This is a genomic window from Candidatus Symbiopectobacterium endolongispinus (assembly GCF_018777385.1).
Lineage (GTDB): Bacteria > Pseudomonadota > Gammaproteobacteria > Enterobacterales > Enterobacteriaceae > Symbiopectobacterium > Symbiopectobacterium endolongispinus.
The window spans coordinates 707,998-733,544 of sequence record NZ_JAFJYB010000002.1; the positions used below are offsets into that span (position 1 = coordinate 707,998).

At 52.7% G+C, this 25,547-nt stretch carries 13 protein-coding genes, 10 pseudogenes and 1 other annotated feature; of the genes and pseudogenes, 11 read left to right on the top strand and 12 right to left on the bottom strand.

Annotation, left to right across the window (positions count from 1 at the left end; genetic code table 11):
• Positions 1-124 precede the first annotated feature (124 nt).
• From pflB to ycaO, 3 genes and pseudogenes are all read right to left on the bottom strand, one after another.
• Positions 125-2,409, bottom strand: a pseudogene (gene pflB / locus JZM30_RS10240) (formate C-acetyltransferase).
• Positions 2,410-2,463: 54 nt separating this feature from the next.
• Positions 2,464-3,321 (bottom strand): annotated as a pseudogene (gene focA, locus JZM30_RS10245) (formate transporter FocA).
• Positions 3,322-3,811: 490 nt separating this feature from the next.
• Positions 3,812-5,569: a 30S ribosomal protein S12 methylthiotransferase accessory factor YcaO gene (gene ycaO, locus JZM30_RS10250; protein WP_252318542.1), complete on the bottom strand. Its 1,758-nt coding sequence runs from the start codon at positions 5,567-5,569 to the stop codon at positions 3,812-3,814.
• 269 nt (positions 5,570-5,838) lie between these two features.
• On the opposite strand from ycaO, the gene serC reads away from it, so the two are divergent.
• The 7 genes from serC to JZM30_RS10280 all read left to right on the top strand — a co-directional run bounded on the left by serC (position 5,839) and on the right by JZM30_RS10280 (position 13,071).
• Complete coding sequence (gene serC / locus JZM30_RS10255; protein ID WP_252318543.1) at positions 5,839-6,924, top strand: 3-phosphoserine/phosphohydroxythreonine transaminase; 1,086 nt, start codon at positions 5,839-5,841, stop codon at positions 6,922-6,924.
• 141 nt (positions 6,925-7,065) lie between these two features.
• Entirely contained in the window at positions 7,066-8,352 is a 1,287-nt protein-coding gene (aroA, locus tag JZM30_RS10260) for a 3-phosphoshikimate 1-carboxyvinyltransferase (RefSeq protein ID WP_252318823.1), read from the top strand.
• A 186-nt stretch (positions 8,353-8,538) separates the two neighbouring features.
• Positions 8,539-9,228 (top strand): (d)CMP kinase, encoded by a 690-nt coding sequence (cmk, locus tag JZM30_RS10265; protein ID WP_252318544.1) that lies wholly within the window; start codon positions 8,539-8,541, stop codon positions 9,226-9,228.
• Between the two features lie 121 nt (positions 9,229-9,349).
• Positions 9,350-11,026, top strand: coding sequence for a 30S ribosomal protein S1 (gene rpsA, locus JZM30_RS10270; protein ID WP_252318545.1), 1,677 nt, complete (start codon positions 9,350-9,352; stop codon positions 11,024-11,026).
• Between the two features lie 100 nt (positions 11,027-11,126).
• Positions 11,127-11,405 carry an integration host factor subunit beta gene (gene ihfB, locus JZM30_RS10275; RefSeq protein ID WP_252318546.1) on the top strand — a complete coding sequence of 93 codons (279 nt, stop codon included), beginning with the start codon at positions 11,127-11,129 and terminating at the stop codon, positions 11,403-11,405.
• Between the two features lie 42 nt (positions 11,406-11,447).
• Positions 11,448-11,753, top strand: a complete 306-nt coding sequence (locus JZM30_RS23925) for a Tar ligand binding domain-containing protein (protein ID WP_308167150.1) — start codon at positions 11,448-11,450, stop codon at positions 11,751-11,753.
• Entirely contained in the window at positions 11,689-13,071 is a 1,383-nt protein-coding gene (locus tag JZM30_RS10280; protein WP_308167151.1) for a methyl-accepting chemotaxis protein, read from the top strand. Before JZM30_RS23925 ends, JZM30_RS10280 begins: the two co-directional genes overlap by 65 nt.
• A 64-nt stretch (positions 13,072-13,135) precedes the next feature.
• Here JZM30_RS10280 and hisIE read toward each other — a convergent pair whose 3' ends face one another.
• From hisIE to hisG, 8 genes and pseudogenes are all read right to left on the bottom strand, one after another.
• Positions 13,136-13,744 (bottom strand): bifunctional phosphoribosyl-AMP cyclohydrolase/phosphoribosyl-ATP diphosphatase HisIE, encoded by a 609-nt coding sequence (hisIE, locus tag JZM30_RS10285; RefSeq protein ID WP_252318547.1) that lies wholly within the window; start codon positions 13,742-13,744, stop codon positions 13,136-13,138.
• Positions 13,738-14,515, bottom strand: a pseudogene (gene hisF / locus JZM30_RS10290) (imidazole glycerol phosphate synthase subunit HisF). The gene hisIE and the pseudogene hisF overlap by 7 nt, the downstream one beginning before the upstream one ends.
• Complete coding sequence (locus JZM30_RS10295) at positions 14,497-15,156, bottom strand: 1-(5-phosphoribosyl)-5-[(5-phosphoribosylamino)methylideneamino] imidazole-4-carboxamide isomerase (protein ID WP_252318548.1); 660 nt, start codon at positions 15,154-15,156, stop codon at positions 14,497-14,499. The pseudogene hisF and the gene JZM30_RS10295 overlap by 19 nt, the downstream one beginning before the upstream one ends.
• Positions 15,157-15,161: 5 nt before the next feature.
• Positions 15,162-15,752: pseudogene (gene hisH, locus JZM30_RS10300) on the bottom strand (imidazole glycerol phosphate synthase subunit HisH).
• Positions 15,752-16,819, bottom strand: a complete 1,068-nt coding sequence (hisB, locus tag JZM30_RS10305) for a bifunctional histidinol-phosphatase/imidazoleglycerol-phosphate dehydratase HisB (RefSeq protein ID WP_252318549.1) — start codon at positions 16,817-16,819, stop codon at positions 15,752-15,754. The pseudogene hisH and the gene hisB overlap by 1 nt, the downstream one beginning before the upstream one ends.
• A gap of 15 nt (positions 16,820-16,834) precedes the next feature.
• Positions 16,835-17,888, bottom strand: a pseudogene (gene hisC, locus JZM30_RS10310) (histidinol-phosphate transaminase).
• Positions 17,885-19,195: pseudogene (hisD, locus tag JZM30_RS10315) on the bottom strand (histidinol dehydrogenase). Before hisD ends, hisC begins: the two co-directional pseudogenes overlap by 4 nt.
• 5 nt (positions 19,196-19,200) lie before the next feature.
• Positions 19,201-20,100, bottom strand: coding sequence for an ATP phosphoribosyltransferase (gene hisG / locus JZM30_RS10320; protein ID WP_252318550.1), 900 nt, complete (start codon positions 20,098-20,100; stop codon positions 19,201-19,203).
• A gap of 66 nt (positions 20,101-20,166) precedes the next feature.
• Positions 20,167-20,287, bottom strand: a sequence feature (His leader region).
• 374 nt (positions 20,288-20,661) lie between these two features.
• Here hisG and JZM30_RS10325 point away from each other — a divergent pair.
• Positions 20,662-21,483 (top strand): annotated as a pseudogene (locus tag JZM30_RS10325) (SDR family oxidoreductase).
• Between the two features lie 60 nt (positions 21,484-21,543).
• Here the strand turns inward: JZM30_RS10325 and JZM30_RS10330 are convergent.
• Positions 21,544-23,437: pseudogene (locus tag JZM30_RS10330) on the bottom strand (methyl-accepting chemotaxis protein).
• A 437-nt stretch (positions 23,438-23,874) separates the two neighbouring features.
• Between JZM30_RS10330 and JZM30_RS10335 the strand changes: the two are divergent.
• The 3 genes and pseudogenes from JZM30_RS10335 to JZM30_RS10340 all read left to right on the top strand — a co-directional run bounded on the left by JZM30_RS10335 (position 23,875) and on the right by JZM30_RS10340 (position 25,428).
• Entirely contained in the window at positions 23,875-24,225 is a 351-nt protein-coding gene (locus tag JZM30_RS10335; protein ID WP_252318551.1) for a hypothetical protein, read from the top strand.
• A 15-nt stretch (positions 24,226-24,240) separates the two neighbouring features.
• A pseudogene (locus JZM30_RS24730) lies at positions 24,241-24,288 on the top strand (hypothetical protein); the annotation flags it as partial.
• A gap of 106 nt (positions 24,289-24,394) precedes the next feature.
• Positions 24,395-25,428: pseudogene (locus JZM30_RS10340) on the top strand (2-hydroxycarboxylate transporter family protein).
• Positions 25,429-25,547 lie beyond the last annotated feature (119 nt).

Below are 25,547 nucleotides of genomic sequence, written 5' to 3' on the forward strand. Positions count from 1 at the left end.
GTTTTGCCAGCCCGCCGCGGTACAAGGAGCGGACTGGCAAAACAGGTTATCAGTGCGGGGGGTGAGAAAAAGACCCCACCGGGGTGGAGCCTTTATTTTACGCCTTTTCAGGCAGTCAGGGAAATTACATTGACTGAGTGAAAGTACGGGTAATAACGTCTTGCTGCTGTTCTTTGGTCAGCGAGTTGAAGCGCACGGCATAACCAGAAACGCGGATGGTCAACTGCGGATATTTTTCCTGGTGTTCCATCGCATCCAACAGCATTTCACGGTTCATCACGTTCACGTTCAGGTGTTGACCACCTTCGATGCTGGATTCGTGGTGGAAGTAACCGTCCATCAGGCCTGCCAGGTTGGTCTTACGCACGTCATAATCTTTACCCAATGCGTTAGGCACGATGGAGAAGGTGTAAGAGATACCGTCTTTCGCGTAGGCGAACGGCAGCTTAGCAACGGAAGTCAGGGAGGCAACAGCACCTTTCTGGTCACGGCCGTGCATCGGGTTAGCACCCGGTCCGAACGGTGCACCAGCGCGACGGCCATCCGGTGTGTTACCGGTTTTCTTACCATATACCACGTTAGAGGTGATGGTCAGAACAGACTGTGTCGGGGTAGCACCACGGTAGGTGGTCAGTTTCTGAATTTTCTTCATGAAACGTTCTACCAGGTCACAAGCCAGGTCATCAACGCGCGGATCGTTGTTACCGAACTGCGGGTATTCGCCTTCGATGTCGAAGTCGATGGCCAGGCCATCTTCGTCACGAATCGGTTTAACTTTCGCATATTTGATAGCAGACAGGGAGTCCGCGGCAACGGACAGACCGGCGATACCACATGCCATGGTACGGAATACGTCACGATCGTGCAGCGCCATCAGCGATGCTTCGTAGCTGTATTTGTCGTGCATGTAGTGGATGATGTTCAATGCAGTGACATACTGCTTGGCCAGCAAATCCATGAAGTGGTCCATACGATCCATTACCACGTCAAAGTCCAGCACATCGCCTTTGATCGGTTCAGATTTCGGACCGACCTGTATCTTCAGTTTTTCGTCCACGCCGCCGTTGATAGCATAGAGCATGGTTTTTGCCAGGTTGGCACGTGCACTGAAGAACTGCATTTGTTTACCAACAACCATCGGGCTTACGCAACAAGCGATAGCATAGTCATCGCTGTTGAAGTCCGGACGCATCAGATCGTCGTTCTCGTATTGCAGAGAAGAGGTATCGATGAACACTTTAGCTGCATACTTTTTGAAGTTCAGCGGCAGTTTTTCAGACCACAGTATAGTGATGTTCGGTTCCGGAGACGGCCCCATGGTGTACAGGGTGTTCAGGAAACGGAAGCTGTTTTTGGTTACCAGAGTACGACCGTCCAGGCCCATACCGGCCAGGGACTCAGTTTCCCAGATCGGGTCACCGGAGAACAGTTCATCGTATTCAGGAGTACGCAGGAAGCGCACCATACGCAGTTTCATCACCAGGTGGTCGATCAGTTCCTGTGCGTCTTGCTCAGTGATTTTACCGGCTTTCAGGTCACGTTCGATGAAGATATCCAGGAAGCTGGATACACGACCGAAGGACATGGCAGCACCGTTCTGAGATTTAACCGCAGCCAGGTAGCCGAAGTAAGTCCATTGAACGGCTTTTCTTTTGCATTGGTAGCCGGACCAGAGATATCGCAGCCGTATTTGGTAGCCATTTCTTTGATCTGAGACAGCGCATGATGCTGGTCGGCAATCTCTTCGTGCAGACGGATAGTCGCTTCCAGGTCTTCACCGTTTTCCAGTTTGGATTGCATAGAAGTGAACTGAGCTAATTTGTCTTTCATCAGGTAGTCGATACCGTACAGTGCAACGCGACGGTAGTCACCGATGATACGGCCACGGCCATAAGCATCCGGCAGACCGGTCAGCACGCCATATTTACGGCAGCGCAGGATATCCGGAGTGTAAACATCGAATACGCCATGGTTATGGGTTTTGCGGTATTCGGTGAAGATTTTTTTCAGTTGCGGATCCAGTTCACGGCCATAAACCTTACAGGAACCTTCAACCATTTTGATGCCGCCAAACGGAATCAGCGCACGTTTCAGCGGCGCGTCAGTTTGCAGACCAACGATTTGTTCCAGGCTCTGGTCGATATAACCGGCGTCATGAGAGGTGATGGTGGCTGCAACGTTGGTATCGAAGTCAACCGGCGCGTGAGTGCGGTTTTCTTGTTTGATACCTTCCATAACAGCATCCCACAGCTTGGTGGTTGCCGGAGTAGCGCCAGCCAGGAAGGACTCGCCACCTTCATACGGTGCGTAGTTCTTCTGAATGAAGTCACGTACGTTGACGCCATTCTGCCATTCACCCGCGCTAAAACCTTCCCACGCGTTAGCCAATTTTTCATTCAGTTCGGTCATATTACACCTACCTTTGGTTTGGAATTCATAACCCGATTTGCAGTCGGCGACAGATTAATGTTTGTCGCCACCGCGCAAATAAATAACCCAATATGTTAACCCTACCAGAAAATTGCCGCCGACGATGTTGCCAAGCGTGACAGGAATCAGGTTGTCCACGATAAAGTTGTGGGGGATAAGGTGCTCAAATTGGGACGGCGCTTTGCCAATGGCTTCCCAAAATTCTGGCGCCGCGAAATTCTTGATAACGATCCCCGTGGGGATCATAAACATATTAGCAATACTGTGCTCAAAGCCGCTGGCAACGAACATGCCCACCGGCAGGATCATTGCGAACATTTTGTCTGTCAGCGTCCGACCTGAGTAGCTCATCCATACCGCCAGACAAACCATCAAGTTAGCCAGCACCCCGAGGCAAAACGCTTCAACAAAAGTGTGTTCCACTTTGTGTTCTGCGGTTTGCAGGACATTCAAGCCCCATGCACCGTCGGCTACCATGTGCTCACCGGCAAACCAGATCAGAGCGACAAAAAACAGTGCGCCGAACAGGTTGCCCACATAGACGTTACACCAGTTGCAGGCCAGCTGTTTCCAAGTGATGCGGCCGCTTGCCTTGGCAATCACTGTTAATACCGTTGAGGTAAACAGGTCAGCGCCGCAGACAACCACCAGCATCAGGCCGAGTGAGAAGCAGATCCCACCAATCAGTTTAGCCATGCCGTAAGGCATAGACGCGGAACCGGTTGTGGCTGTGATGTAAAAAACGAAGGCGATAGAAATAAAAACACCAGCAGTAATTGCCAAAAAAAACGTAGTCAGGGGTTGTTTGGTTACTTTATAGACACCAGCATCTTAAGCGACTTTCGCCATGGCTGCCGGTAGTAAAAGTGTAAAGGGGTTGTCAGCTTTCACACTAACGTTCTCCAAGATTTATCCGCGAGGGAATACTAACAAAGCAGTATAAAGCAGTATAAAGCAGTATAAAGCAAAATTTGACCTGGATCATATCGTGAAAATTTAGTGGGGTTAAACCCCTCTGCGATCTGCACTAATCTCATATTAAGTCATTGAAATAAATAAAAATATTTAAAAATTATAAAAAGATTTGAATATAGGGGGTAGAATAGCGTGAAAAATAGTTAAATGATATGCGTTTTTGTATCATTTCGGTGTTGTGAGTTGCTGCAAATTAATTAAAAATTCACCATTCAATAACAATAAGTACATTATTCTTCATTTTATGAGAAATGCCGAATTATTCGAACTACGCAGCTATAAGATAATTGGATGATGACATCTGGCGTGTTGCTGGAAAATTGATCGAAAAAATAAGGTTGCCGCTTGAGGTCACAACAGTGTGAATGCTCCCCGGTGTTAACCGGGGAGGACGGGCGATACGGCATTAGCCCCAGAAACGACGCTTAGCCGCTTGCAGTTTCTCGTAAGCTGCCAGCAGCGATTGGTGTGCAGGCAATGTGGAGAAGGTGTCATCGACGTCAAACAGCCCGTAGAAACATTGCTCACCGGCAATCGCTGCGCTCGCGGCGTCAACGGTGTCGCTGCCGTACATTTTCACAAACGCATCGTAATACTGTGATGGCTCACGCTCTTCGTCCAATGCCAGCGTCAACAGCGTCTGCAAACAGCGGTAGTAGTTGCTGCGAGATGGGCTGAAGACGGAGCCGTTGAAATCCTGCGTCCATTCCGCCCAGATTAAGGCCTGTTCCAGATCGCCGCCTGCCAGCGCCAGCATCGCTTTTAATTCACCGATGCGCAGCGTGAGCCAGCCATCATCCTTGCCAGTTGCCAGCCCCAGCAATTCGCGCACGCGAGTGAAGTCATCAAAACCTTCATCATCCAACTGAGCGATCAGATCGAGATACGCCTGCTTTTCCCACTGACTGCCGGGCAGAGAGAAGATGGTCTCGCGTAAATGCACACCCATATTGTTGTTTGCCAACAGCAGATCGTCTGCCGGATAAATGTCGGACATCCCCGGTACGATAATGCGGCAAGCATACACTGACAGGTGCTCGTAATCGGCGATGTACACCTCTTTGTGCTCTTTGTGGAAAATTGCCATCAAGGTAGCAAATTCCTGCTCGGTGCTGCCTTTAAAGCTCCAGTCGACAAAGGGATAATCCGCGGCGGTTTTAAACAAATCCCAGGAGATCAAACCACTGGAATCGATAAAGTGGGTTTCCAGATTGGCATGATCCGCCACATCATCATTGTCGAAGCTCGGCGGGGTAAAGACATCGAGATCTTTCAACCCGCGTCTTTGCAGCAGTTCGGTGGCAGTACGCTCCAGCGCGACGCCGAAATCCGGGTGCGCATCGAAAGAGGCGAAGCAGGTGCCGTTACTGGGGTTGAACAGCACCACGCAGATCACTGGATAATTACCGCCCAGCGAGGCGTCATAGGCAAGGATCGGGAACCCTTCTTTTTCCAGCGTGGCGATGGCTTCCACCACGCCAGGATAACGTTGCAACACGCTGTCCGGGATGGTTGGCAGGCTGATGGCTTCAGCAATAATACGGTTTTTGATGTGGCGTTCGAACACCTCAGACAACCCCTGCACACGCGCTTCATTGGCGGTGTTGCCAGCGGACATCCCGTTGGAAACGTAGAGGTTACCGATGATATTCATCGGGATGTAGGCGGTGGTGTCATCGGATTGACGGGTAAACGGCAGGGCGCAGATGCCACGTTCGTCGTTGCCGGATTGCAGATCCACCAGCATGCTGGCGCTCAATTCGTTATCAGGATCGTAAAATGCGCGCAGGTGATCATCCAGAATCCCCTGTGGCAAGCTGTCATCGTCCGGCAGCGGGAACCATTGCTCGTTCGGGTAATGCACGAAATCGCCGTTAGCGATTGACTTGCCCAAATAGAAGTCGGCAAAGAAGTAGTTGGTGGAAAGACGCTCGAAATATTCACCTAAGGCTGAAGCCAGGGCGGCTTTCTTGCTGGCGCCTTTGCCGTTGGTAAAGCACAACGGGCAATCTTTGTCGCGAATATGCACGGACCAGGCGTTAGGCACCGGGTTCAGCCAGGAGGCTTCTTCGATGTTGAACCCCAGGTCACGGAGTTGCTGTTGAAAACGGGCGATGGAGTCTTCCAGGGCGGCGTCTTTGCCTGGGATGAACGTTTGGCTCATAATTGTCACTTTTCTCTTGTATGGGACGTGCATCATACGGACTTTTCACGGACAACTCCACGCTGTCGCCGTGCGGGTTTTATACGGGAAAGCGTAATAAGGATTGCAGCGGGAAGGAGCCAGTGATAAAAACAAATGATGACTGTTGCTGCAAAAAACCATGATGGCTGCTGCAAATAGCCAACGTGGTTGTTGCAAAAAATCATAATAGTCGCTGTAAAACAGACAAAACGTTAAAAATAGTCGTGCTAAACACGTGGTGAGGGGAAATGACACAAGTTTTCAATTTTAGCGCCGGTCCAGCCATGCTGCCGGTTGAAGAGCTGCGTCGTGCCGAGCAAGAGTTGTGTAACTGGCGTGGGCTGGGAACGTCCGTAATGGAAATCAGCCACCGCAGTAAAGAATTTATGCAGGTGGCGGCGGAAGCCGAGCAGGATCTGCGCGATTTGTTAAAGATCCCCTCCAACTACAAAGTGCTGTTCTGCCAAGGGGGCGCGCGCGCTCAGTTTGCGGCCGTGCCACTCAATATGCTGGGTGACAGCACTAAAGCTGACTATATCGACGGCGGCTATTGGGCGCACAGTGCGATAAACGAAGCGGAAAAATACTGCAAACCGAACGTTATTGACGTGAAAACCCGCATTGACGGCCTGCGCGCCGCCAAACCGATGCGTGAATGGGCTCTGTCTGACGATGCCGCTTTTGTGCACTACTGCCCGAATGAAACCATTGATGGTCTGGCAATTGAAGAAACGCCTGACTTTGGCGACAAGATTGTGGTTGCTGACTTCTCCTCCAGCATCCTGTCCTGCCCGATCGATGTCAGCCGTTTCGGCGTGATTTATGCCGGTGCGCAGAAAAACATTGGCCCTGCCGGTTTAACCTTAGTTATTGTGCGCGATGACCTGTTGGGTAAATCCCGCAGCGTGCTGCCGTCGGTACTGGATTACAAAATCCTGGCGGACAATGACTCCATGTACAACACACCGCCGACCTTCGCCTGGTACCTTTCTGGCATGGTATTCAAATGGCTGAAAGAGCAGGGTGGCCTGGTAGAAATGGAAAAACGCAATCGCGAGAAAGCGGATCACCTTTACGGCGCTATCGATAGCAGCGATTTCTACCGTAACGACGTGCTGGCCGCCAACCGCTCACGCATGAATGTGCCGTTCCTGCTCGGTGATGACGCGCTGGATAAACTGTTCCTGGAAGAGTCTAAAGCGGCTGGGTTGCATGCGCTGAAAGGCCACCGCGTCGTGGGAGGGATGCGTGCGTCGCTGTACAACGCGATGCCGCTGGAAGGTGTACAGGCGCTGACTGCCTTTATGGCGGATTTTGAACGTCGCCACGGCTAATACCGCAGCGAGTGACGCCGTGGTTTGCCCGCGGCGTTGCAGGTCGTACCGTTGCCGCAGAACGTAAAGCGGCAACTTGTTTCCAGTAAACCCCGGTGTGTACCGGGGTTTCTTATGTTGATGACCGGAGTTAAGAGTTACATGCAGGAATCCATTACCCTACAGCCTATTTCCCTGATCGATGGCGTGATTAACCTTCCCGGTTCGAAAAGCGTCTCTAACCGTGCTTTGTTGCTGGCGGCATTGGCAACGGGGACGACGCGTTTGAAAAACCTGCTCGATAGCGATGACGTTCGCCATATGCTGGACGCGTTGCAACTGTTAGGCGTGCAATATCAGCTTTCGCCCAGCCGCACCGAGTGCGACGTCACTGGTATTGGTGGACCGTTCAGCGCGTCGCAACCGTTAGAACTGTTTCTTGGCAATGCGGGCACGGCGATGCGTCCGCTGGCCGCCGCGTTATGCTTGACGCAAAGCGATATTGTTTTGACCGGTGAGCCGCGTATGAAAGAGCGCCCGATCTGCCATCTGGTAGATGCGTTGCGCCAAGGTGGCGCGACCATCGACTACCTTGAGCAGACCAACTATCCGCCATTGCGCCTGCACGGCGGTTTCCAGGGGGGTGAGATCGCTGTGGATGGCAGCGTCTCCAGCCAGTTCCTGACCGCGTTGCTGATGACAGCGCCGTTGGCGAGCAAAGACACCCGCATCAGTATCAAAGGCGATCTGGTGTCCAAGCCCTATATCGATATCACGCTGCGCATGATGAAAGATTTTGGCGTTGAGGTGCACAACGAGAATTACCAGTACTTCAGCGTACAGGGCAACCAGCAATACCATGCGCCAGGTGAGTATCTGGTGGAAGGTGATGCCTCTTCCGCTTCCTATTTTTTGGCGGCGGCGGCCATTAAAGGCGGAACGGTCCGTGTCACGGGCGTGGGGCGCAACAGCGTGCAAGGCGATATCCGTTTTGCTGAAGTGCTGGAAAAAATGGGTGCCATTATTCGTCGGGGTGATGACTATATCGAGTGTCAGCGCAGTGAGTTACATGCCATCGATATGGACATGAATCATATCCCCGATGCGGCCATGACGATTGCCACGACCGCGCTGTTTGCCGAAGGCGGCACCACGACGCTGCGCAATATCTACAATTGGCGCGTAAAAGAGACCGATCGTCTTGCGGCAATGGCGACTGAGCTGCGCAAAGTCGGTGCGGCGGTGGAAGAGGGGAACGATTATATTCGTATTACGCCTGCCCCTCAGTTACGTTTTGCCGGGATCGGCACCTACAACGATCACCGTATGGCGATGTGTTTCTCGCTGGTGGCATTATCCGATACGCCAGTGACCATTCTCGATCCCAAATGTACGGCAAAAACTTTCCCGGACTATTTTCAACAGTTGGCGCGTCTGAGCCACGGTTAATAACCGGACGGTAGTTGCACTTTCCCTGTAGGGCGGGCCTATGCCCGCCCTCAGTTTTGTAAGGCATCTTCTGAAATTTTATCTTTCTCCGGGTGTTAGGTTAACGGTTTTGCTCGTTGGCGCGTATAATGAGGCACCGTAAGTCGTAACAGACCTCGCGGTTGACCCGAGTAATAGGAGAAAGATATGGCGGTAACGGCACCGGTAATAACGGTTGATGGGCCGAGTGGCGCAGGCAAGGGAACGCTGTGCAAGGCGTTGGCAGAAACATTGCAGTGGAATTTGTTGGACTCGGGCGCGATTTATCGCGTGCTCGCCTTGGCTGCCTTACATCATCAGGTTGATATCGGTTCGGAAGAAGCGTTAGTGCCGCTGGCGTCGCACCTTGACGTGCGTTTCGTTGCTGAGGACGGGCAATTGAAAGTGATTCTGGAAGGTGAGGACGTCAGTAACGAAATTCGTAATGAAACGGTCGGTAATACTGCCTCGCAGGCGGCCGCTTTTCCGCGTGTGAGAGAAGCCTTATTGCGTCGGCAGCGTGCGTTTCGCGAAGCGCCGGGACTGGTCGCGGACGGCCGCGATATGGGTACGGTGGTGTTCCCCGATGCGCCTGTGAAGATTTTTTTGGATGCCAGCGCGGAAGAACGTGCACAACGACGCATGCTACAGTTGCAGGAAAAAGGCTTTAATGTTAACTTTGAACGTCTTTTGTCCGAGATAAAAGAACGGGATGCGCGCGATCAGAGTCGTCCGGTAGCACCGTTAGTCCCTGCCGCAGACGCGCTGGTGTTGGATTCGACCGATATGTCTATTGATGACGTTATTGCGAAATCGCTCAGTTATGCGCGTGAAATCCTTGCTCAATCACAGAGTTGATTGAGGCGCGGTATAGCATTGTTTTTTACCTTGTTGTAAGGATAACAGCAGGGCATGTGAAACAACCCCATCAAGCAGGATGCCAGATGGACGTTAAATTGAAACCCTTAAGATTAACAACATGACTGAATCTTTTGCTCAACTCTTTGAAGAATCGCTGAAAGAAATCGAAACTCGTCCGGGTTATATCGTTTGCGGCGTTGTCGTTGCTATTGATAAAGATGTCGTACTGGTTGACGCCGGTCTGAAATCTGAATCTGCCATTCCGGTAGAGCAATTCAAAAACGCACAAGGCGAACTCGAAATCCAGGTGGGTGACGAAATTGACGTTGCCCTGGACGCGGTAGAAGACGGTTTCGGCGAGACCCTGCTGTCTCGTGAGAAAGCGAAACGCCACGAAGCCTGGCTGATGCTGGAAAAAGCCTACGAAGAAGCTGCGACCGTTACCGGTGTTATCAACGGTAAAGTGAAAGGCGGCTTCACGGTGGTTGAACTGAACGGCATCCGTGCGTTCCTGCCGGGTTCTTTGGTTGACGTTCGCCCGGTTCGCGACACGCTGCACCTGGAAGGAAAAGAACTTGAGTTTAAAGTGATCAAGCTGGATCAGAAACGCAACAACGTTGTCGTTTCCCGCCGTGCCGTTATCGAATCCGAGAACAGCGCTGAGCGTGATCAACTGCTGGAAAACCTGCAAGAAGGCATGGAAGTTAAAGGTATCGTTAAGAACCTCACTGACTACGGTGCATTCGTTGACCTGGGTGGCGTTGATGGTCTGCTGCATATCACTGATATGGCGTGGAAACGCGTTAAGCATCCGAGCGAAATCGTCAATGTTGGCGATGAGATCACTGTGAAAGTGCTGAAGTTCGACCGCGAACGTACTCGTGTGTCCCTGGGCCTGAAACAGCTGGGCGAGGATCCGTGGGTTGCTATCGCTAAGCGCTACCCGGAAAACACCCGTCTGGCCGGTCGTGTGACCAACCTGACTGATTACGGCTGCTTCGTAGAAATCGAAGAAGGCGTTGAAGGTCTGGTACACGTATCTGAAATGGATTGGACCAACAAAAACATCCATCCGTCCAAAGTGGTTAACGTGGGCGACGTGGTTGAAGTTATGGTTCTGGATATCGACGAAGAACGTCGTCGTATCTCCCTGGGCCTGAAACAATGCAAATCCAACCCGTGGCAGCTGTTCGCTGAAACCCACAACAAGGGTGACCGCGTAGAAGGTAAGATCAAGTCTATCACTGACTTCGGTATCTTCATCGGTCTGGATGGCGGTATTGATGGTCTGGTACACCTGTCTGACATCTTTTGGAACGTGGCTGGCGAAGAAGCCGTTCGCGAATACAAGAAAGGTGACGAAATCGCCGCTGTTGTTCTGCAAGTTGACGCAGAGCGCGAGCGTATCTCCCTGGGCGTTAAGCAACTGGCGGAAGACCCGTTCAATAACTATCTGTCACTGAACAAAAAAGGTGCGATCGTAACGGGTAAAGTCACTGCTGTTGACGCAAAAGGTGCTACAGTTGAATTAGCAGATGGCGTTGAAGGTTACCTGCGTGCTTCTGAAGCATCTCGTGACCGTGTAGAAGGTGCTACGCTGGTTCTGAACGTAGGCGATGAAGTCGAAGCCAAATACACCGGTGTTGATCGTAAAAACCGTGTTGTAAGCCTGTCTGTACGTGCGAAAGACGAAGCGGATGAGAAAGACGCTATCGCTACCGTAAACAACAAACAGGAAGAAGGTAACTTCTCCAGCGCAATGGCTGAGGCGTTCAAAGCAGCTAAAGGCGAGTAATAGGGTGGGTTGAGTCGGCCATGCGGCTGGCTCATTCTGTTACGGTAGTAAGTCAATCGTGGCTATCCAATATTGATATAACCACGCACTTGGAGGAATTATGACCAAGTCTGAACTGATCGAAAGACTTGCTGGACAGCAATCTCATATCCCGGCCAAGGTGGTTGAGGATGCAGTGAAAGATATGCTCGAGCAGATGGCGGCAACGCTGGCTGATGGTGATCGCATTGAGATCCGAGGGTTCGGCAGTTTTTCACTTCACTACCGTGCACCACGCGTTGGGCGCAATCCGAAAACCGGTGAAAAGGTGGAGCTGGAAGGTAAATATGTTCCCCACTTCAAACCAGGTAAAGAACTGCGCGATCGTGCAAATATTTAGATAACCTTATTAAGTCTATGGTTTACTTTGTAAGGGAATAACATGTTGAAAAATATATCGATTCGTACAGGGTTATTAGCATTGCTCGGGGTGATGGCTGCTCTATTGTTGCTGGTAAGTGCCACGGGGATCATTGCCATTAATAAAAGTTACGATGCGCTCGTGGTGCTAAATCGTATTCAGGGCGTGGAACTGGGCAATTTGGCGAGCAGTAACACCAATATGCAGCGCGTGCGTGTAGCGGCTTCTTTTGCGATTCGCGCGTTGGAAACGCAGCAGTGGGATGATGCCATGGCGTCGTGCGGGCCGTTCCGGGCAATATGCCAGTGCAGCGAAGGACGATCTTGATCGCTTTTTTGCGGCAACCGAGGGCACCGGGCAGGGAGAAATACTGGCTCAGGATATCGCCCAAGCCTATAAAAATTATTACGAAAATGGCATTTTACCGATGCTCGATGCGCTAAAAAGTCGCGACATTGAGCGTTATTACCAATATCAGGTCACCCAACTCAAGCAACTTGGGACCATCTTTGATAAAGCCAACAAAACCTATTTCGACTATGCCCAGCAGGCCGGGGTCAATCAGCTAACGCAGGCTTCAGAAGGTCTGGTGCGTATGCTGTGGCTTATCGGTGCGAGCTGCGCCGCTGTAGTAGTGTTGATTGTGGTGTCATGGTTGATGCTGCGCGCGTTGCTGCTCAAACCGCTCACTAGTGCCATCAACCACCTGGGATTTGTCGCTGCGGGTGATTTAACCCAAACCTTGCCCGCATCGGCAAAGAATGAGCTGGGGCGCTTAAACAGCGCATTGCACGATATGCAGCTGTCGTTATCAGATTCAGTGGTGCGTGTGCGGGAAGCCAGCGAGCAGATAGATGTAGGTAGCCGTGAACTGGCGCAAGGCAATGAAGATTTATCACGCCGCACCGAGGAGTCTGCCGCTTCGTTGCAGGAAACCGCGGCCAGTATGGAGCAACTGACGGCCACGGTGCGCAACAATGCGGACAATGCGGACAATGCACGCCAGGGACATGCGTTGGCAGAAGATGTGGCGCAAACGGCGCAGCAGGGCAACAAAGTGGTACAGGAAGTAATAATGCGGGAGATTGCGACCAGCGCCAACAGCATTAGTAATATCCTCGGGGTGATTGACGGCATTACGTTCCAAACCAACATACTGGCGTTGAACGCAGCGGTGGAAGCCGCGCGTGCAGGTGAACAAGGGCGTGGTTTTGCGGTAGTGGCCAACGAAGTAAGAACGCTTGCACAGCGCAGCGCGCAAGCGTCAAAAGAGATTCATGCGCTGATCGTGGACTCCAACACGCGCGTCAGCGAAGGGTCAACCCTGACGGCTCAGGCCAGTGAAACCATGTCCGCCATTTCAACGCAGATTATTAACGTTAACGCGTTGATGAAGGAAATCGCTCAGGCATCCCAGGAACAGAGCCGCGGTATCGATCAGGTCAATATTGCGGTCACACAGATGGAAGTGGTTGCACAGCAAAATGCATCGCTGGTAGAGGAAGCGACGATGGCAACCCGTTCGCTGGAGGATCAATCAAGGCAGCTGATTTTGGCGATGGATACCTTTAAAGTGCGGCGTGCACAACCGTTGCCGGGGACCACATTGTCAGCATCGGCACTACTGACACACGCGCCGCTGTAGGTTGTTGCTGAAGGGTAAAAGGGAAATTCCGGGCCAGGCCGCAATTTCCCTTGCAGTGATACTACTATTTGCTATGACGAGCTTTCAGTCGGCCGATAATGGTTGCCAGATCCAGATCCTGCAACAACACCAGCAGGTGATACATCAAATCGGCGGCTTCGTTAGTCAACTCTTCGGTATCGTGTACGGTGGCGGCCAGTGCGGTCTCCAGCCCTTCTTCGCCGACTTTCTGCGCAATGCGTTTGGTGCCACTGGCATACAGTTTTGCGGTATAAGAGCTAGCCGGGTCTGCCTGTTTACGACTCGCTAACAATTGCTCGAGCTGATGCAAGAATAACCACTCGTGCTGTGCCGTGGCAAAACAGCTGCTGGTGCCTTGGTGGCAGGTCGGGCCGATGGGGTTCGCCAGTACCAACAGGCTGTCATTATCACAGTCTGGTGTAATGCTCACTACGTTAAGGAAGTGGCCGGAGGATTCTCCCTTGGTCCACAGCCGCTGCTTAGTGCGGGAATAAAAGGTGGCCTTGCCGCCCTGTTCAGTCGTTTCCAGCGCTGCCTGATTCATGTACCCCAGCATCAACACTTCACCGGATACCGCATGTTGCATAATGGCGGGGATCATCCCGTCGGTTTTTTCCCAATCAAGTTGGGCCTTCTGTTGTTGGCTTAACACGCTCTAATCTCCACACCTTGTTGCTTAAAGTATTGCTTTAATTCGCCAATATTGATGATTTGCTTATGGAATACTGACGCGGCCAGCGCACCATCCACTTGAGCCTGCTCAAAGGCGTGTAAAAAGTGCTCAGGTGTACCGGCCCCGCCAGAGGCGATCAATGGAACATGGCAGCGTTCACGCACCAATTTCAGCTGTTCCAGATCGTAACCGTTACGTACGCCATCCTGATTCATCATGTTCAGCACAATTTCACCAGCACCACGTTGTTGCACTTCCTGCACCCAATCCAGCGTTTCCCCACTGGGTAACACAGGTGCGGCTTTCATCACCGGTATACTGATTCACATGATAACGCCCAGTAACGCTGTCATACCAGGTATCGATACCGACCACGATGCACTGCACGCCATAACGATCGGCAAGGCGAGTGATCAAGGTAGGATCGGCCAGCGCTGGGGAGTTGATTGAAATTTTATCAGCACCGAACGAGAGGATTTGCACGGCATCTTCGACACTTTTGATGCCACCGGCTACGCATAAAGGGATATCAATCACTTCTGCCACGCGGGATACCCAGCTTTTGTCGACCACACGTCCGTCAGACGATGCGGTGATATCGTAAAAGACCAGTTCGTCTGCGCCTTCCTGAGCATAACGCTGCGCTTGCGGAACGATATCGCCGATGATTTCATGGTTGCGGAATTGCACCCCTTTTACCACCTGACCGTCACGCACGTCGAGACAGGGAATTATCCGTTTTGCCAGCATGCGATGGCCTCCGTTACATTGAATTTGCCTTCGAGCAGCGCTCGTCCGACGATCACGCCTCTCACACCGCTGCCACGCAGATTGGCGATATCCTGCAACCCGCCAATGCCGCCAGAAGCCTGGAACGCAATCTGTGGATAGCGTTGGCATACCGCGCGATAGAGTTCTACGTTGGAACCGCTCAGCGTGATACCGGAATTTTCCTGCCAGCCACTGATCGCAACCTGCTTGACTCCTGCATTATCAATGCGCACATCCAGCGCCAGTACCAACGCATCAGCACCATAGCGGGTAAACCACGCCTGTACCAACTCTGGCTGTTTAACGGCGGTAGAGCCAATCACGACGCTGGTCGCTCCGGCTTCTAGCAGTGCAACGACATCTTGCTCGGTACGGATACCGCCACCCACCTGTACTGGCACACTCACGCCAGCTAACAGGGTTTTCAGTAACGGAATCTGGCGTGCCGCGGGATCTTTTGCGCCGGTCAAATCCACCAGATGTAACACTTCAGCGCCCTGTTGCTTATAGGCTTGTAAACGGGTGAGGGGATCACTGCCATACTGGCGTTGCTGACCATAGTCACCCTGATGAAGACGAACCACCTGTCCGTCGATAAGGTCGAGTGCGGGGATAATCATGCTGATTACATCTCCAGAAAGTTTTTCAGCAACTGAGCGCCGGCGGCCCCAGAGCGTTCTGGGTGAAATTGCACGCCGTAGAAGTTGTCCTTCTGCACTGCGGCGGTGAAGGCTTCACCATACTCTGCTTGTGCGATGGTGTTGGCACATACCGGCATGGCATAGCCGTGCACAAAGTAGAAGTAGGCACCTTCATCAATGCCTTGGAACAGACGGTGTCCTGCCTGCGGTGTGACCTGATTCCAGCCCATGTGTGGTAGCGGCAGGCCGCGCTCCTGCATTTTTTTTACCGCAGCTGGAATGATATTCAACGTATCAATCCCACCATTTTCATCGCTGGCAGAGCCGAGCAGTTGCATGCCGAGACAGATACCGAGCACTGGTTGAGTGCAGGCCTTGATCAGCGGAATCAAGTCACGGGCGGTAAGTTGGTCCATGGCGGCCTGTGCGGTGCCGACACCGGGTAGAAACAGTTTGTCGGCGCGTAGCACCACCTCAGGATCGCGGCTCACCACCGGGTCATAGCCCAGTCAACACACCGCATAGGTGACGGAGGCGAGATTGGCGCAACCAGTGTCGAGAATCACCACGTTCATCACAGCACCCCTTTCGAACTGGGCAGGGTATCACCCTCCACACGAATGGCTTGGCGCAGCGTGCGGCCAAACACTTTGAACAGGCTTTCTACGCGATGGTGATCGTTACGGCTTTTGGTTCTCAAATGCAGCTTGCACCCCATGGCATAGGAGAGCGAGCGGAAGAAGTGCTCGACCATTTCCGTGCTTAAATCGCCTACGCGCTGGTAGTTAAATTCGGCTTTATATTCCAAATGTGGACGTCCGGAAATATCCAGCGCACAGCGTGCTAGACACTCATCCATCGGCAGCACAAAGCCAAAACGACCGATGCCACGCTTGTCGCCCAGCGCTTTGTTAAGTGCTTCGCCCAAAGCGAGACCGGTGTCTTCCACTGTGTGGTGATCGTCGATGTAAAGATCGCCTTTCACATCGATGTTCATACGGAACCCACCGTGGGTGGCAATCTGGTCGAGCATGTGGTCTAAGAAACCGACGCCGGTGTGGATCTTGCTGCCGCCTTCCTGATCCAGCCACACTTCGACATTAATGGCGGTTTCCCGCGTCACGCGATTCACCAGTGCATGGCGGTTACGTTGGGTGAGCTTGTCGGTGATGGTCTGCCAGTCAAGTCCATCACGCTGATAGCGTAATCCGGTGATCCCCATGTTTTGTGCCAACTGCACGTCCGTTTCGCGATCGCAAATCACGTAACTGTTGGCGCTGTCCATCGGGTTCTGTTGCAAAAAGGCATCCACCAGCGCGGTTTTAGGTTTGCGACACGCACAGTTATCAGCCGGAAGATGAGGACAAATCATCACCTCTTCGAATTCAATGCCCTGTGAGGTAAGAATCTGCATCATCAACTGGTGCGGCGGATCGAACGTTTCTTGCGGGAAACTGGGTGTGCCAAGCCCGTCTTGATTGGTGATCATCACCAGCTTGAAACCGGCTTTCTGCAAGCTCAGCATGGAAGGGATGACGGCAGGCTCCAGTGCCAGTTTATCTAAACGGTCAACCTGGAAGTCTTGCGACGGCTCGGCAATCAGCGTGCCGTCGCGGTCAATAAAAAGAAATTTCTGCCCCATGTCTGCTCCTGAAGATTACTCGTTAGTGCCGGATAAGGCGCGCAGTGCGGCAACCACCTGCTGGCATTCGCCACGGCTGCCGATAGTGATGCGCAGGCATCCGAAAAGGTCGGGCTGTTTGTTCTGATCGCGTAAAATAATGCCCTGATCCCACAGTGTTTTGAAGACATTACTGGCGGCGGCGAAACGTACCAATATATAGTTGCTGGCGCTGTCGAACACCTGTTCCACACAAGGTAACGGTGCCAGCGCGGCCATCAGCCAGGCGCGGTTTTCAGCAATCTCTGCGACGCGTTCACGCATCGTACCGATCCCAGCGTCATCCAGCGCTTGCGCGGCGATATCTGCCACCGGCGTTGAAAGCGGGTAAGGTGCGATGACCTTCAGCAACAGCGCGATCACGGGCTCATTCGCCAGCGTAAAACCGCAACGCAACCCCGCCAGCGCAAACGCTTTGGAAAGGGTACGCAGCACCACCAGATGCGGATAGTCTGCCAGCCAGCCTGCAACCGTGGAGCCAGGGTTGAATTCGATATAGGCTTCATCCACCACTACCAACGCTTTGCCCACAGCCAATGCCAACAGCTTGCGCAGATCGTCTGCGTCAAGGACATTGCCAGTTGGGTTGTTGGGGCTACACACGTAAATCAGTTTTACGTTATTGAGATTGTCTGCAATAGCGGGCAAGTCTAGCTGCCAATCTGCTTTGCTGGGCACCGTGCGGCGTTCAACGCCCAGGGTTTCCGCACTGACGCCATACATGCCGTAGGTGGGAGGGCAATAAAGCACGGCATCTTGACCCGGTTCGCAAAAAGCACGGATCAGCAGTTCGATCCCTTCGTCTGCGCCACGACTGACCAGTACCTGTTCCGGCTTCACTCCTGCGTAGGCAGCATAGCGCTCAATGACAACAGGTGGCTGGCATTCAGGATAACGGCTCAATGTCTGTGCGGTGAGCTGAAATTCCGGTGCCTGGAAATATTCGTTGGCATTGAGCCACACATCACCTTTGCCGCCCATACGGCGTAAGTGTGCGTACATTAGCACGTGCCAGTTGTTCAATGCTCATTGGGACTCCTTCTCTTTCATGGCAGCGACGCGCAGTGTGACGGCATTCTTGTGGGCGACCAGTTGTTCCGCCTGAGCCAACACCTAAATGGTAGGCGCCAGACGCAGAAAACCTTGCGCAGTTAACTGTTGAACGGTCATCCGTTTCTGGAAATCCGCCAGCCCAAGACTGGAGTAGGTGGCGGTATAGCCATAGGTCGGCAGTACGTGGTTGGTGCCAGAGGAGTAATCCCCTGCGGATTCCGGTGACCAGTCACCAAGGAACACAGAGCCTGCGCTAGTGATGCGAGCAACCAGCGCTTCTGGGTCGCGGGTTTGAGTGATCAAGTGCTCAGGGCCGTACTGATTGCTGATGTCAATGCACTGTGCTAAATCGCGCGCCACAATGGCGCGGCTGCTGTCCAGCGCCTGACGCGCGATCTCTGCACGCGGCAACTTGGCTAACTGCTGTTGCACTGCCTGCGCGACGGCGCGGGCCAATGCGGCATCCGGCGTGACCAGAATCACTTGGGAGTCCGGGCCGTGCTCTGCCTGCGATAACAGATCGGAGGCCACAAACGCTGGGGTTGCGCCGCTGTCGGCGATCACCAACACTTCGGAAGGCCCGGCAGGCATATCGATAGCCGCGCCGTCCAGACGCTGGCTCACCTGACGCTTGGCTTCGGTCACGTAAGCATTGCCATGACCAAAAATCTTGGCGACGCGGGGAAAGCTCTCGGTGCCAAACGCCATCGCGGCGATGGCCTGTGCCCCACCCAGTTGGAATACTTCCTGTACTCCGCACAGTTGGGCGGCATACAGAATTTCATCGGCAATCGGCGGTGGCGAACAGAGAATCACACGGCGACATCCGGCAATGTGCGCCGGGGTTGCCAGCATCAGCACCGTGGAGAACAGCGGTGCTGAGCCACCTGGAATATACAGGCCGACGCTGTCAATAGGGCGTGTTACTTGTTGGCAGCGCACGCCCGGTTGGGTTTCCACATCGACGGGCGGTAAACGCTGCGCGTTGTGGAAGGTCTCAATATTACTGACGGCGATTGCCATTGCCTGTTTGATATCCGTGCCCAGTCGCGCGGCAGCGGCAGAAATTTGCTCCGGCGTAACGCGAATGCTCTCCACGTCAAACTGGGCGCTCAACGCACGCAGTGCGCTGTCACCTTCGGTTTTTACCCGATCGAGAATCTCGTTCACGCTGCGAGTGATGCGATCGGAGGCCGAAATGGCAGGGCGTGTCAGCAACTGCTGGCGCTCTTGTTCAGTGTACTGTTCCCACTCAATAAGCGTATCGAAATTGCGACTGGTCATGGCGGTTACTCCATCATCTTCTCGATAGGCAGCACCAGAATGGAACTGGCGCCCAGCGTCTTGAGCCGTTCCATCGTTTCCCAGAACAGGGTTTCGCTACTGACCATGTGCATGGCAACGCGACTTTGATCGCCCGCCAGCGGCAGGATAGTCGGACGTTCTGCACCAGGCAGCAGGGCAATCACTTCATCAAGACGCTCACTCGGGGCGTGCAGCATGATGTATTTCGATTCGCGCGCCTGAATGACGCCTTGCATACGGGTCAGCAGTTTATCGATCAACTGCTGTTTCTCGGCGGGCATCTCGCCGTCACGTTGAATCAGGCAGGCTTTGGAGCGGTAGATAACATCGACTTCGCGCAGACCGTTTGCTTCCAGCGTGGCACCGGTAGACACCAGATCGCAAATGGCATCGGCCAACCCGGCGCGCAGCGCGACTTCCACTGAACCGTTTAACAGGCAGGATTTAAAATTGATCCCTTGTTTGTCGAAGTATTTTTTCAGCAGGTGCGGGTAAGCGGTGGCGATACGTTTGTTATCAAGGCACTGTGGGCCGGTGTAGTCTTCATCCAGCGGCATGGCCAGTGACAGGCGGCAAGCGCCAAAATCGAGGCGACGCAGCATAAAATAACGCGGGTCTTCCCCCTGCGCCCGGCGGTTGAGCAACTCTTCTTCCAGCACGTTTTCACCGATGATGCCCACATCGACCACACCGTCCATTACCAGACCAGGGATATCGTCATCACGCACACGCAGGATATCGATAGGCATATTTTCTGCAAACGCGATTAAACGCTGCTGCTGTAAATTAATTTTAATACCGCAGCGCGCCAGCAATTCCCTGGAATCATCGCTCAGTCTGCCTGATTTTTGCATTGCAATGCGTAAACGTGTTTTATCCAGCATGGAAACCTCTTTTACCTGTCAAAATGGATGCGCTGCTAACCACCACTTTTTGTTCATCATTGGGCCATAAAAAAGCCCTCGGAAGATGATCTTCCGAGGGCTCTCTTTAGGTTCTGCGCCACTGGAAGATCCGAACGTCTTCCACCACCAACGGCCTTAAAGACTAATCAGGATGATGGTGATTTGACAGAACGCGTAACATAAAAAATTCTCTTAAATAAACAGCACTAATTGCATTGCCAATAAACCTAAACCATCTCACTGTCGTTGTGCAACCTTTTTTGTTACGCGCAGCGTCGCTCCATTTATTTACGGAAAAAGCACAAGCGAATTTTGTAACTGCAATGATAAATAGTCACATTATCGTCGGCGGTTAACGGATTAAATAGGATAATCTGCCAGTGAATGGTGCGGGTTAGAACGATGCTAGGGTTTTACGCAACGCTGCATTTTTCCTGGTCGCGCCGTGGGCAGAGTAAGCGAAAAGTTGTCTTGTCGGATACGACGCGGCAATTCGAGAGTAGAATAGAAGGTAACCTCAGACAGCCGGGAGTGATGTCGATGAAAAATGTGTCAATCGTAGGATTAGGGTGGCTAGGCATGCCGTTAGCGTTAGCGCTCAATGCGCGTGGCTACCGGGTAACGGGGACGAAAACCACGGCTGACGGTGTGGAAGCGGCGCGCATGAGTGGGATTGCCTGCTATGCGTTGCACTTAACGCCTGAGTTGGTGTGTGATACCGACGATCTCGACAGCGTATTGAATGTCGATGCTTTAGTGATCACGCTCCCCGCCAGCCGCACGGCGCAGGGGGGGAAGAACTATCTACTGGCCGTTCAACAATTGGTGAACGGTGCGTTGGCGCACGGCGTTCCGCGCATCCTGTTTACCAGTTCGACTTAGGTGTATGGAAAAGGCGCAGGGACGATGCGTGAGTCCTCTGCGTTGCATCCGGAAACGGCAGCGGGATATGTTCTGGTACAGTTAGAGCAATGGTTGCACGCCTTGCCCAATACCTCAGTGGATATTCTACGACTGGCTGGACTGGTGGGACCCAATCGACACCCCGGACGCTTTTTATCGGGGAAAACCAATCTTCCCGATGGGGATGTCGGCGTTAACCTGGTGCATCGCGATGACGTGATTGCTGCGATTGAGCTCTTGTTACAACTGCCTGCGGGTGGCCATCGCTATAATCTCTGCGCGCCACAGCATCCCAGCAAGCGTGCGTTTTACATTGAACAGGCGCATCGTCTCGGCGTTGTGCCTCCGCAATTTAACGCCGAGAGTGAGCAAGGCTGGCGAATCATTGACGGGCAGCGTATCTGCCGTGAACTGGGGTTTGAGTACCAATACCCCGATCCCATGACCATGCCCTGGTAAGTGATTCCATCATGCCTCTGTTGACTGCCGCGGTGTTTACCCGCGGCAGTCAAGTCAGCGTCAGAAGTGCGTCCAATCCTGCGCATTGCCTGCAACCGGCGCTTTTGCTGGCAGAGCCTGGGTTGCATGACGCGCCAGCCGCGACGGTGGCGCCGTTTGCGTATCGCCAAGCCGGAAGGTTGCCATCAGTTGCGTCAACACAATAGCTTGTTCTTCCAACGAGTTAGCACTGGAGGACGACGCGCTAACCAGCGTGGCATTTTGCTGCGTGGTGCTGTTCAGTTCCGTAATGGCGCGTGAGATCTGTTCAATGCCACGGCTCTGCTCTTCCGAGGCTGACGAAATCTCTTCCATGATGTCGTTTACCCGAGCGACCGAATTGACGATGCTCTCCATGGATTGTCCGGCCTCCGCCACCAACTTACTGCCCACGCCGGTGCGCTCCACGGATTCATTGATTAACGCGGCAATATCCTTGGCGGCCTGGGAGCTCCGTTGCGAAAGGGCTTGCACTTCACCCGCCACTACGGCAAAGCCGCGTCCTTGCTCACCAGCGCGTGCCGCTTCGACCGCGGCGTTAAGCGCCAGAATATTGGTCTGGAACGCGATGCCGTTAATCACAGTCGTGATATCGGCAATCTTTTTGGCACTGGCGGCGATATCATCCATGGTAGTGACAACGTTGCGCACCACCTCTCCGCCTTTCTGTGCATTTTGCGCGGCTTTAGACGCTATTTGGCTGGCATGCCGCGCGTTATCGGTGTTGTTTTTTACCGTTGAGGTCAATTGTTCCATGCTGGCGGCGGTTTCGACCACAGCGGCCGATTGTTGCTCGGTGCGCGAAGCCAGATCGCTATTGCCTGCGGCAATCTCTGCCGCAGAAGATGATACCCGGCCAACACTGTCGCGCACATCGGCAATCACGTGATGTAATCGGTTATTCATTTGCGCCATGGCTGCCGTGAGTCTACCCAGTTCATCATTGCTGTCGGACTGGATGGTGGCGGTCAAATCACCGCTAGCGATCCGTTCCGCTGCACTGGGCGTGAAATCTGGCGCACGATATAAAAGGTGATCAACATACCGATCAACACGGCAATCGCGCCTATCACCAGCGTAATATAGGCAGAACCGTAGGCCAGTCGGTCGTTTTGATCTTTGATAGAGGCAATCAGCGATTTAATCACCGCACTGCTTTTGTCTCCACCCACTTTTACTGCGTTTTCGGTTTTCTTCAACGTCGCCATTGCGCTGTGGTGCTCCTGATGCAGCGTAACGTAGCGCTGCGTATAGCGCCAAAGCTTATCGAGCAGTCCATGCGTCTCTGCGGGAAGCGTCGGCAGCACCGCCTGATAACGGGTATCCAGTGCCTTTGCCGCGTCGTCGGTGTCGCTTTGATACAGCACGCTGGCTAACTGCTTGAGTGCCGCGCTCAGGTAGGCGATATCATCTGCACGTTGGTACTCTGACAGCCCTAATGGCTGCGCAGCAATGCCGTCGCGAAAACGCTGAATGGCGTCCTGACCGTCCAGTTCGGCAATCTGTTTTTTTAACGCCACGGTATTCTGAGACGCCAGGGTCATCTCTTTTATAGCCTGTTGGAAATCGGCCAGGATACGTTCTAGCGCTTGCAGATCGTTCTGCTCTTCAGGGCGCCAGGGCAGTGAATGCGCGCTTTGCGTCAGTTCGGCGGCATGTTTTATGAAATTGCTTAGCACGGTCTGGGTGGCATCATCGGGGGTATAAAAATATTTGAGTCGATTGATTTTGCCTGAAAGACTTCGATGTTGATGTTGTAAATCAGATTGGTTTTTTCATAGATGATACGAATGTCATGAAAGCGCATGGCGCTAAGCGAAGAAGCCAACACCACTAACAGCAATACCACGCCGAAGCCCAAATAGAGCTTGTGCGAAATTTTAATGTTTTTCACTGCATTGTTGAATAATCCCATGGAGATGCCCCTTGCGTGACGGTGTTGATTGAGCGATGTGGCAGGTCTTTTATTGTCATTTGTTACGTTATCGGTGGCGGCAGGGTGCGAATTTAGCGTGTAGCCTGAGCAGGTGATGAATATGTGATAAGGATTGATATTTCCAGCGGGGTGCCCATATGTTGCTGGGCAAATGCACAGACTAACGCACAGAGAGAGGTTAGCCGCGCGCTATCATCGGCACTATCCCCGTTGACTGGGGCGATGTGTTCACCGTGGCTGCGTTAATCGGCCGATGAAAATAATCGCAGCGCGCTGTTGCGGTAGTTAATGAAATAAAAAAGCATTGTTCGGTATTTATATTTGCGTTTTTTGAAAGAAAATTATCGGAATTAATATAGTGTTTACGTGTCGCGGAGAGCCAATACGCCAAATGCCATGATCAAAAGGCGGCGTTATTGACCGCAGTGCTATTATTTTTATTTCCCTCTCATCGTGCCCAAGAAGATCAGGAAACCCATAGCGGTGATTGTTTGATCGTCGACAGGTTATTATCCGTCACGTTCCACTGCATCCTACAGGCGATGTCAACGCATTCTATTTTTGTAGATAGCAATAATACAATGGCGGTGAACATGAAAGATAATATTCATTCTGTCAGACGGGTTGATAAGGATCATCGACCAGATTTACTGAAAAATAAATGGCAGCTTATCTGGCACGATTATAAAGTTGGTGTGATTCCGCTACCACTTTTTATTCTGGCTGGTGGATTAGTAGCCCTGAATTGCGTCAACGATACCTTATAAAGTGATATTGTCGTGATGGTTGTGACCCTGGCATTTTTCGGGTTCGCCTGTGGCGAATTTGGCCGCCGTTTACCGCTGGTAGGCAAAATGGGGGCCGCTGCCATTTGCGCCACCTTTATTCCCTATTCCCTCAGCCTTGGTTTATTACGGACTGTTACCACAGGCGGTGGTGGCATCAGTCAGTACCTTTTATCACGACAGCAATATTCTGTATCTCTACATATGCTGCATCATTGTTGGCAGTACACTCAGTATGAACCGCAATACCTTGATTCAAGGATTATTACGCATCTTTATTCCCATGTTATGCGGTGAAGTGGTTGGCATGCTAACGGGGATGGCGGTGGGCATCGCTCTGGGGATGGATCCGTTTCATCTGTTTTTCTTTTTAGTGTTACCCATTATGGCGGGGGGATTGGCGAAGGGGCGATTCCGCTTTCAATTGGCTACGCGCTGCTGCTGAATCAGGATCAGGCCGAAGCACTGGGTCATATGTTGCCCATCGTGATGCTGGGGAGCCTCACCGCCATTACCCTGGCGGGAATATTGAATCAACTCGGCAAGCGCTTTCCACATCTGACCGGAGAGGGGGCGTTGATGTCTGACAACATGAACCTCAGCAACAGCACGCCCGCCTTGTCTGCGCAGCCTGGTGTGGGCAGCGCGAAGCCCGAATTAGCGTCTATCGCTGCGGGAGAGCTACTCGCCATACTGCTCTACATGGTGGGGGTGGAAATATTCCGAGTCTGCGGGTTGCCCGCTCCGGTTGGTATGCTGTTTCTGGCGATCGCGCTGAAACTGATAAACGGGATTTCACCCTCACTGCTGGCAGGCTCGCAGGTGGTGTATAAATTCTTTCAGACGGCGGCGACCTATCCGATTCTGTTTGCGGTAGGGGTTGCGATGAGATCCTGGCAAGCGTTGGAAGAGGCCCTGACATTAGCGAATCTGCTGGTGATTGTTTCCACCGTGCTGTCATTGGTGATGACTGGATTTCTGGTGGGCAAAAAGATTGGCATGCATCCTATCGATGTTGCCATTATTTCTTGTTGTCAGAGTGGGCAGGGAGGAACGGGAGATGTCGCCATTTTGAGTGCGGGAGAGCGGATGGCATTAATGCCTTTCGCACAAGTCGCTACCCGCGTTGGCGGTGCATTGAGCGTGTCATTGGCGCTTGTGTTGCTGAATACCATGTTGGCCTGAATGCCTGATACGTATTGGCTTGACGCCAGGCCTCTCCACACCGTAACGTTAAGAGGTTCAGCATCATGTCCCGCACGCCATGCAATGATAGGGTCGCTACGGCTGAGCTAAAGTTTAAT

Coding starts and splice junctions, on each gene's coding strand:
- cmk (WP_252318544.1), top strand. CDS start 8,539: ATGGCGGTAACGGCACCGGTAATAACGGTTGATGGGCCGAGTGGCGCA.
- aroA (WP_252318823.1), top strand. CDS start 7,066: ATGCAGGAATCCATTACCCTACAGCCTATTTCCCTGATCGATGGCGTG.
- ycaO (WP_252318542.1), bottom strand. CDS start 5,569: ATGAGCCAAACGTTCATCCCAGGCAAAGACGCCGCCCTGGAAGACTCC.
- serC (WP_252318543.1), top strand. CDS start 5,839: ATGACACAAGTTTTCAATTTTAGCGCCGGTCCAGCCATGCTGCCGGTT.
- JZM30_RS23925 (WP_308167150.1), top strand. CDS start 11,448: ATGTTGAAAAATATATCGATTCGTACAGGGTTATTAGCATTGCTCGGG.
- hisG (WP_252318550.1), bottom strand. CDS start 20,100: ATGCTGGATAAAACACGTTTACGCATTGCAATGCAAAAATCAGGCAGA.
- JZM30_RS10280 (WP_308167151.1), top strand. CDS start 11,689: ATGATGCCATGGCGTCGTGCGGGCCGTTCCGGGCAATATGCCAGTGCA.
- JZM30_RS10295 (WP_252318548.1), bottom strand. CDS start 15,156: ATGATTATCCCCGCACTCGACCTTATCGACGGACAGGTGGTTCGTCTT.
- ihfB (WP_252318546.1), top strand. CDS start 11,127: ATGACCAAGTCTGAACTGATCGAAAGACTTGCTGGACAGCAATCTCAT.
- rpsA (WP_252318545.1), top strand. CDS start 9,350: ATGACTGAATCTTTTGCTCAACTCTTTGAAGAATCGCTGAAAGAAATC.
- hisB (WP_252318549.1), bottom strand. CDS start 16,819: ATGGGGCAGAAATTTCTTTTTATTGACCGCGACGGCACGCTGATTGCC.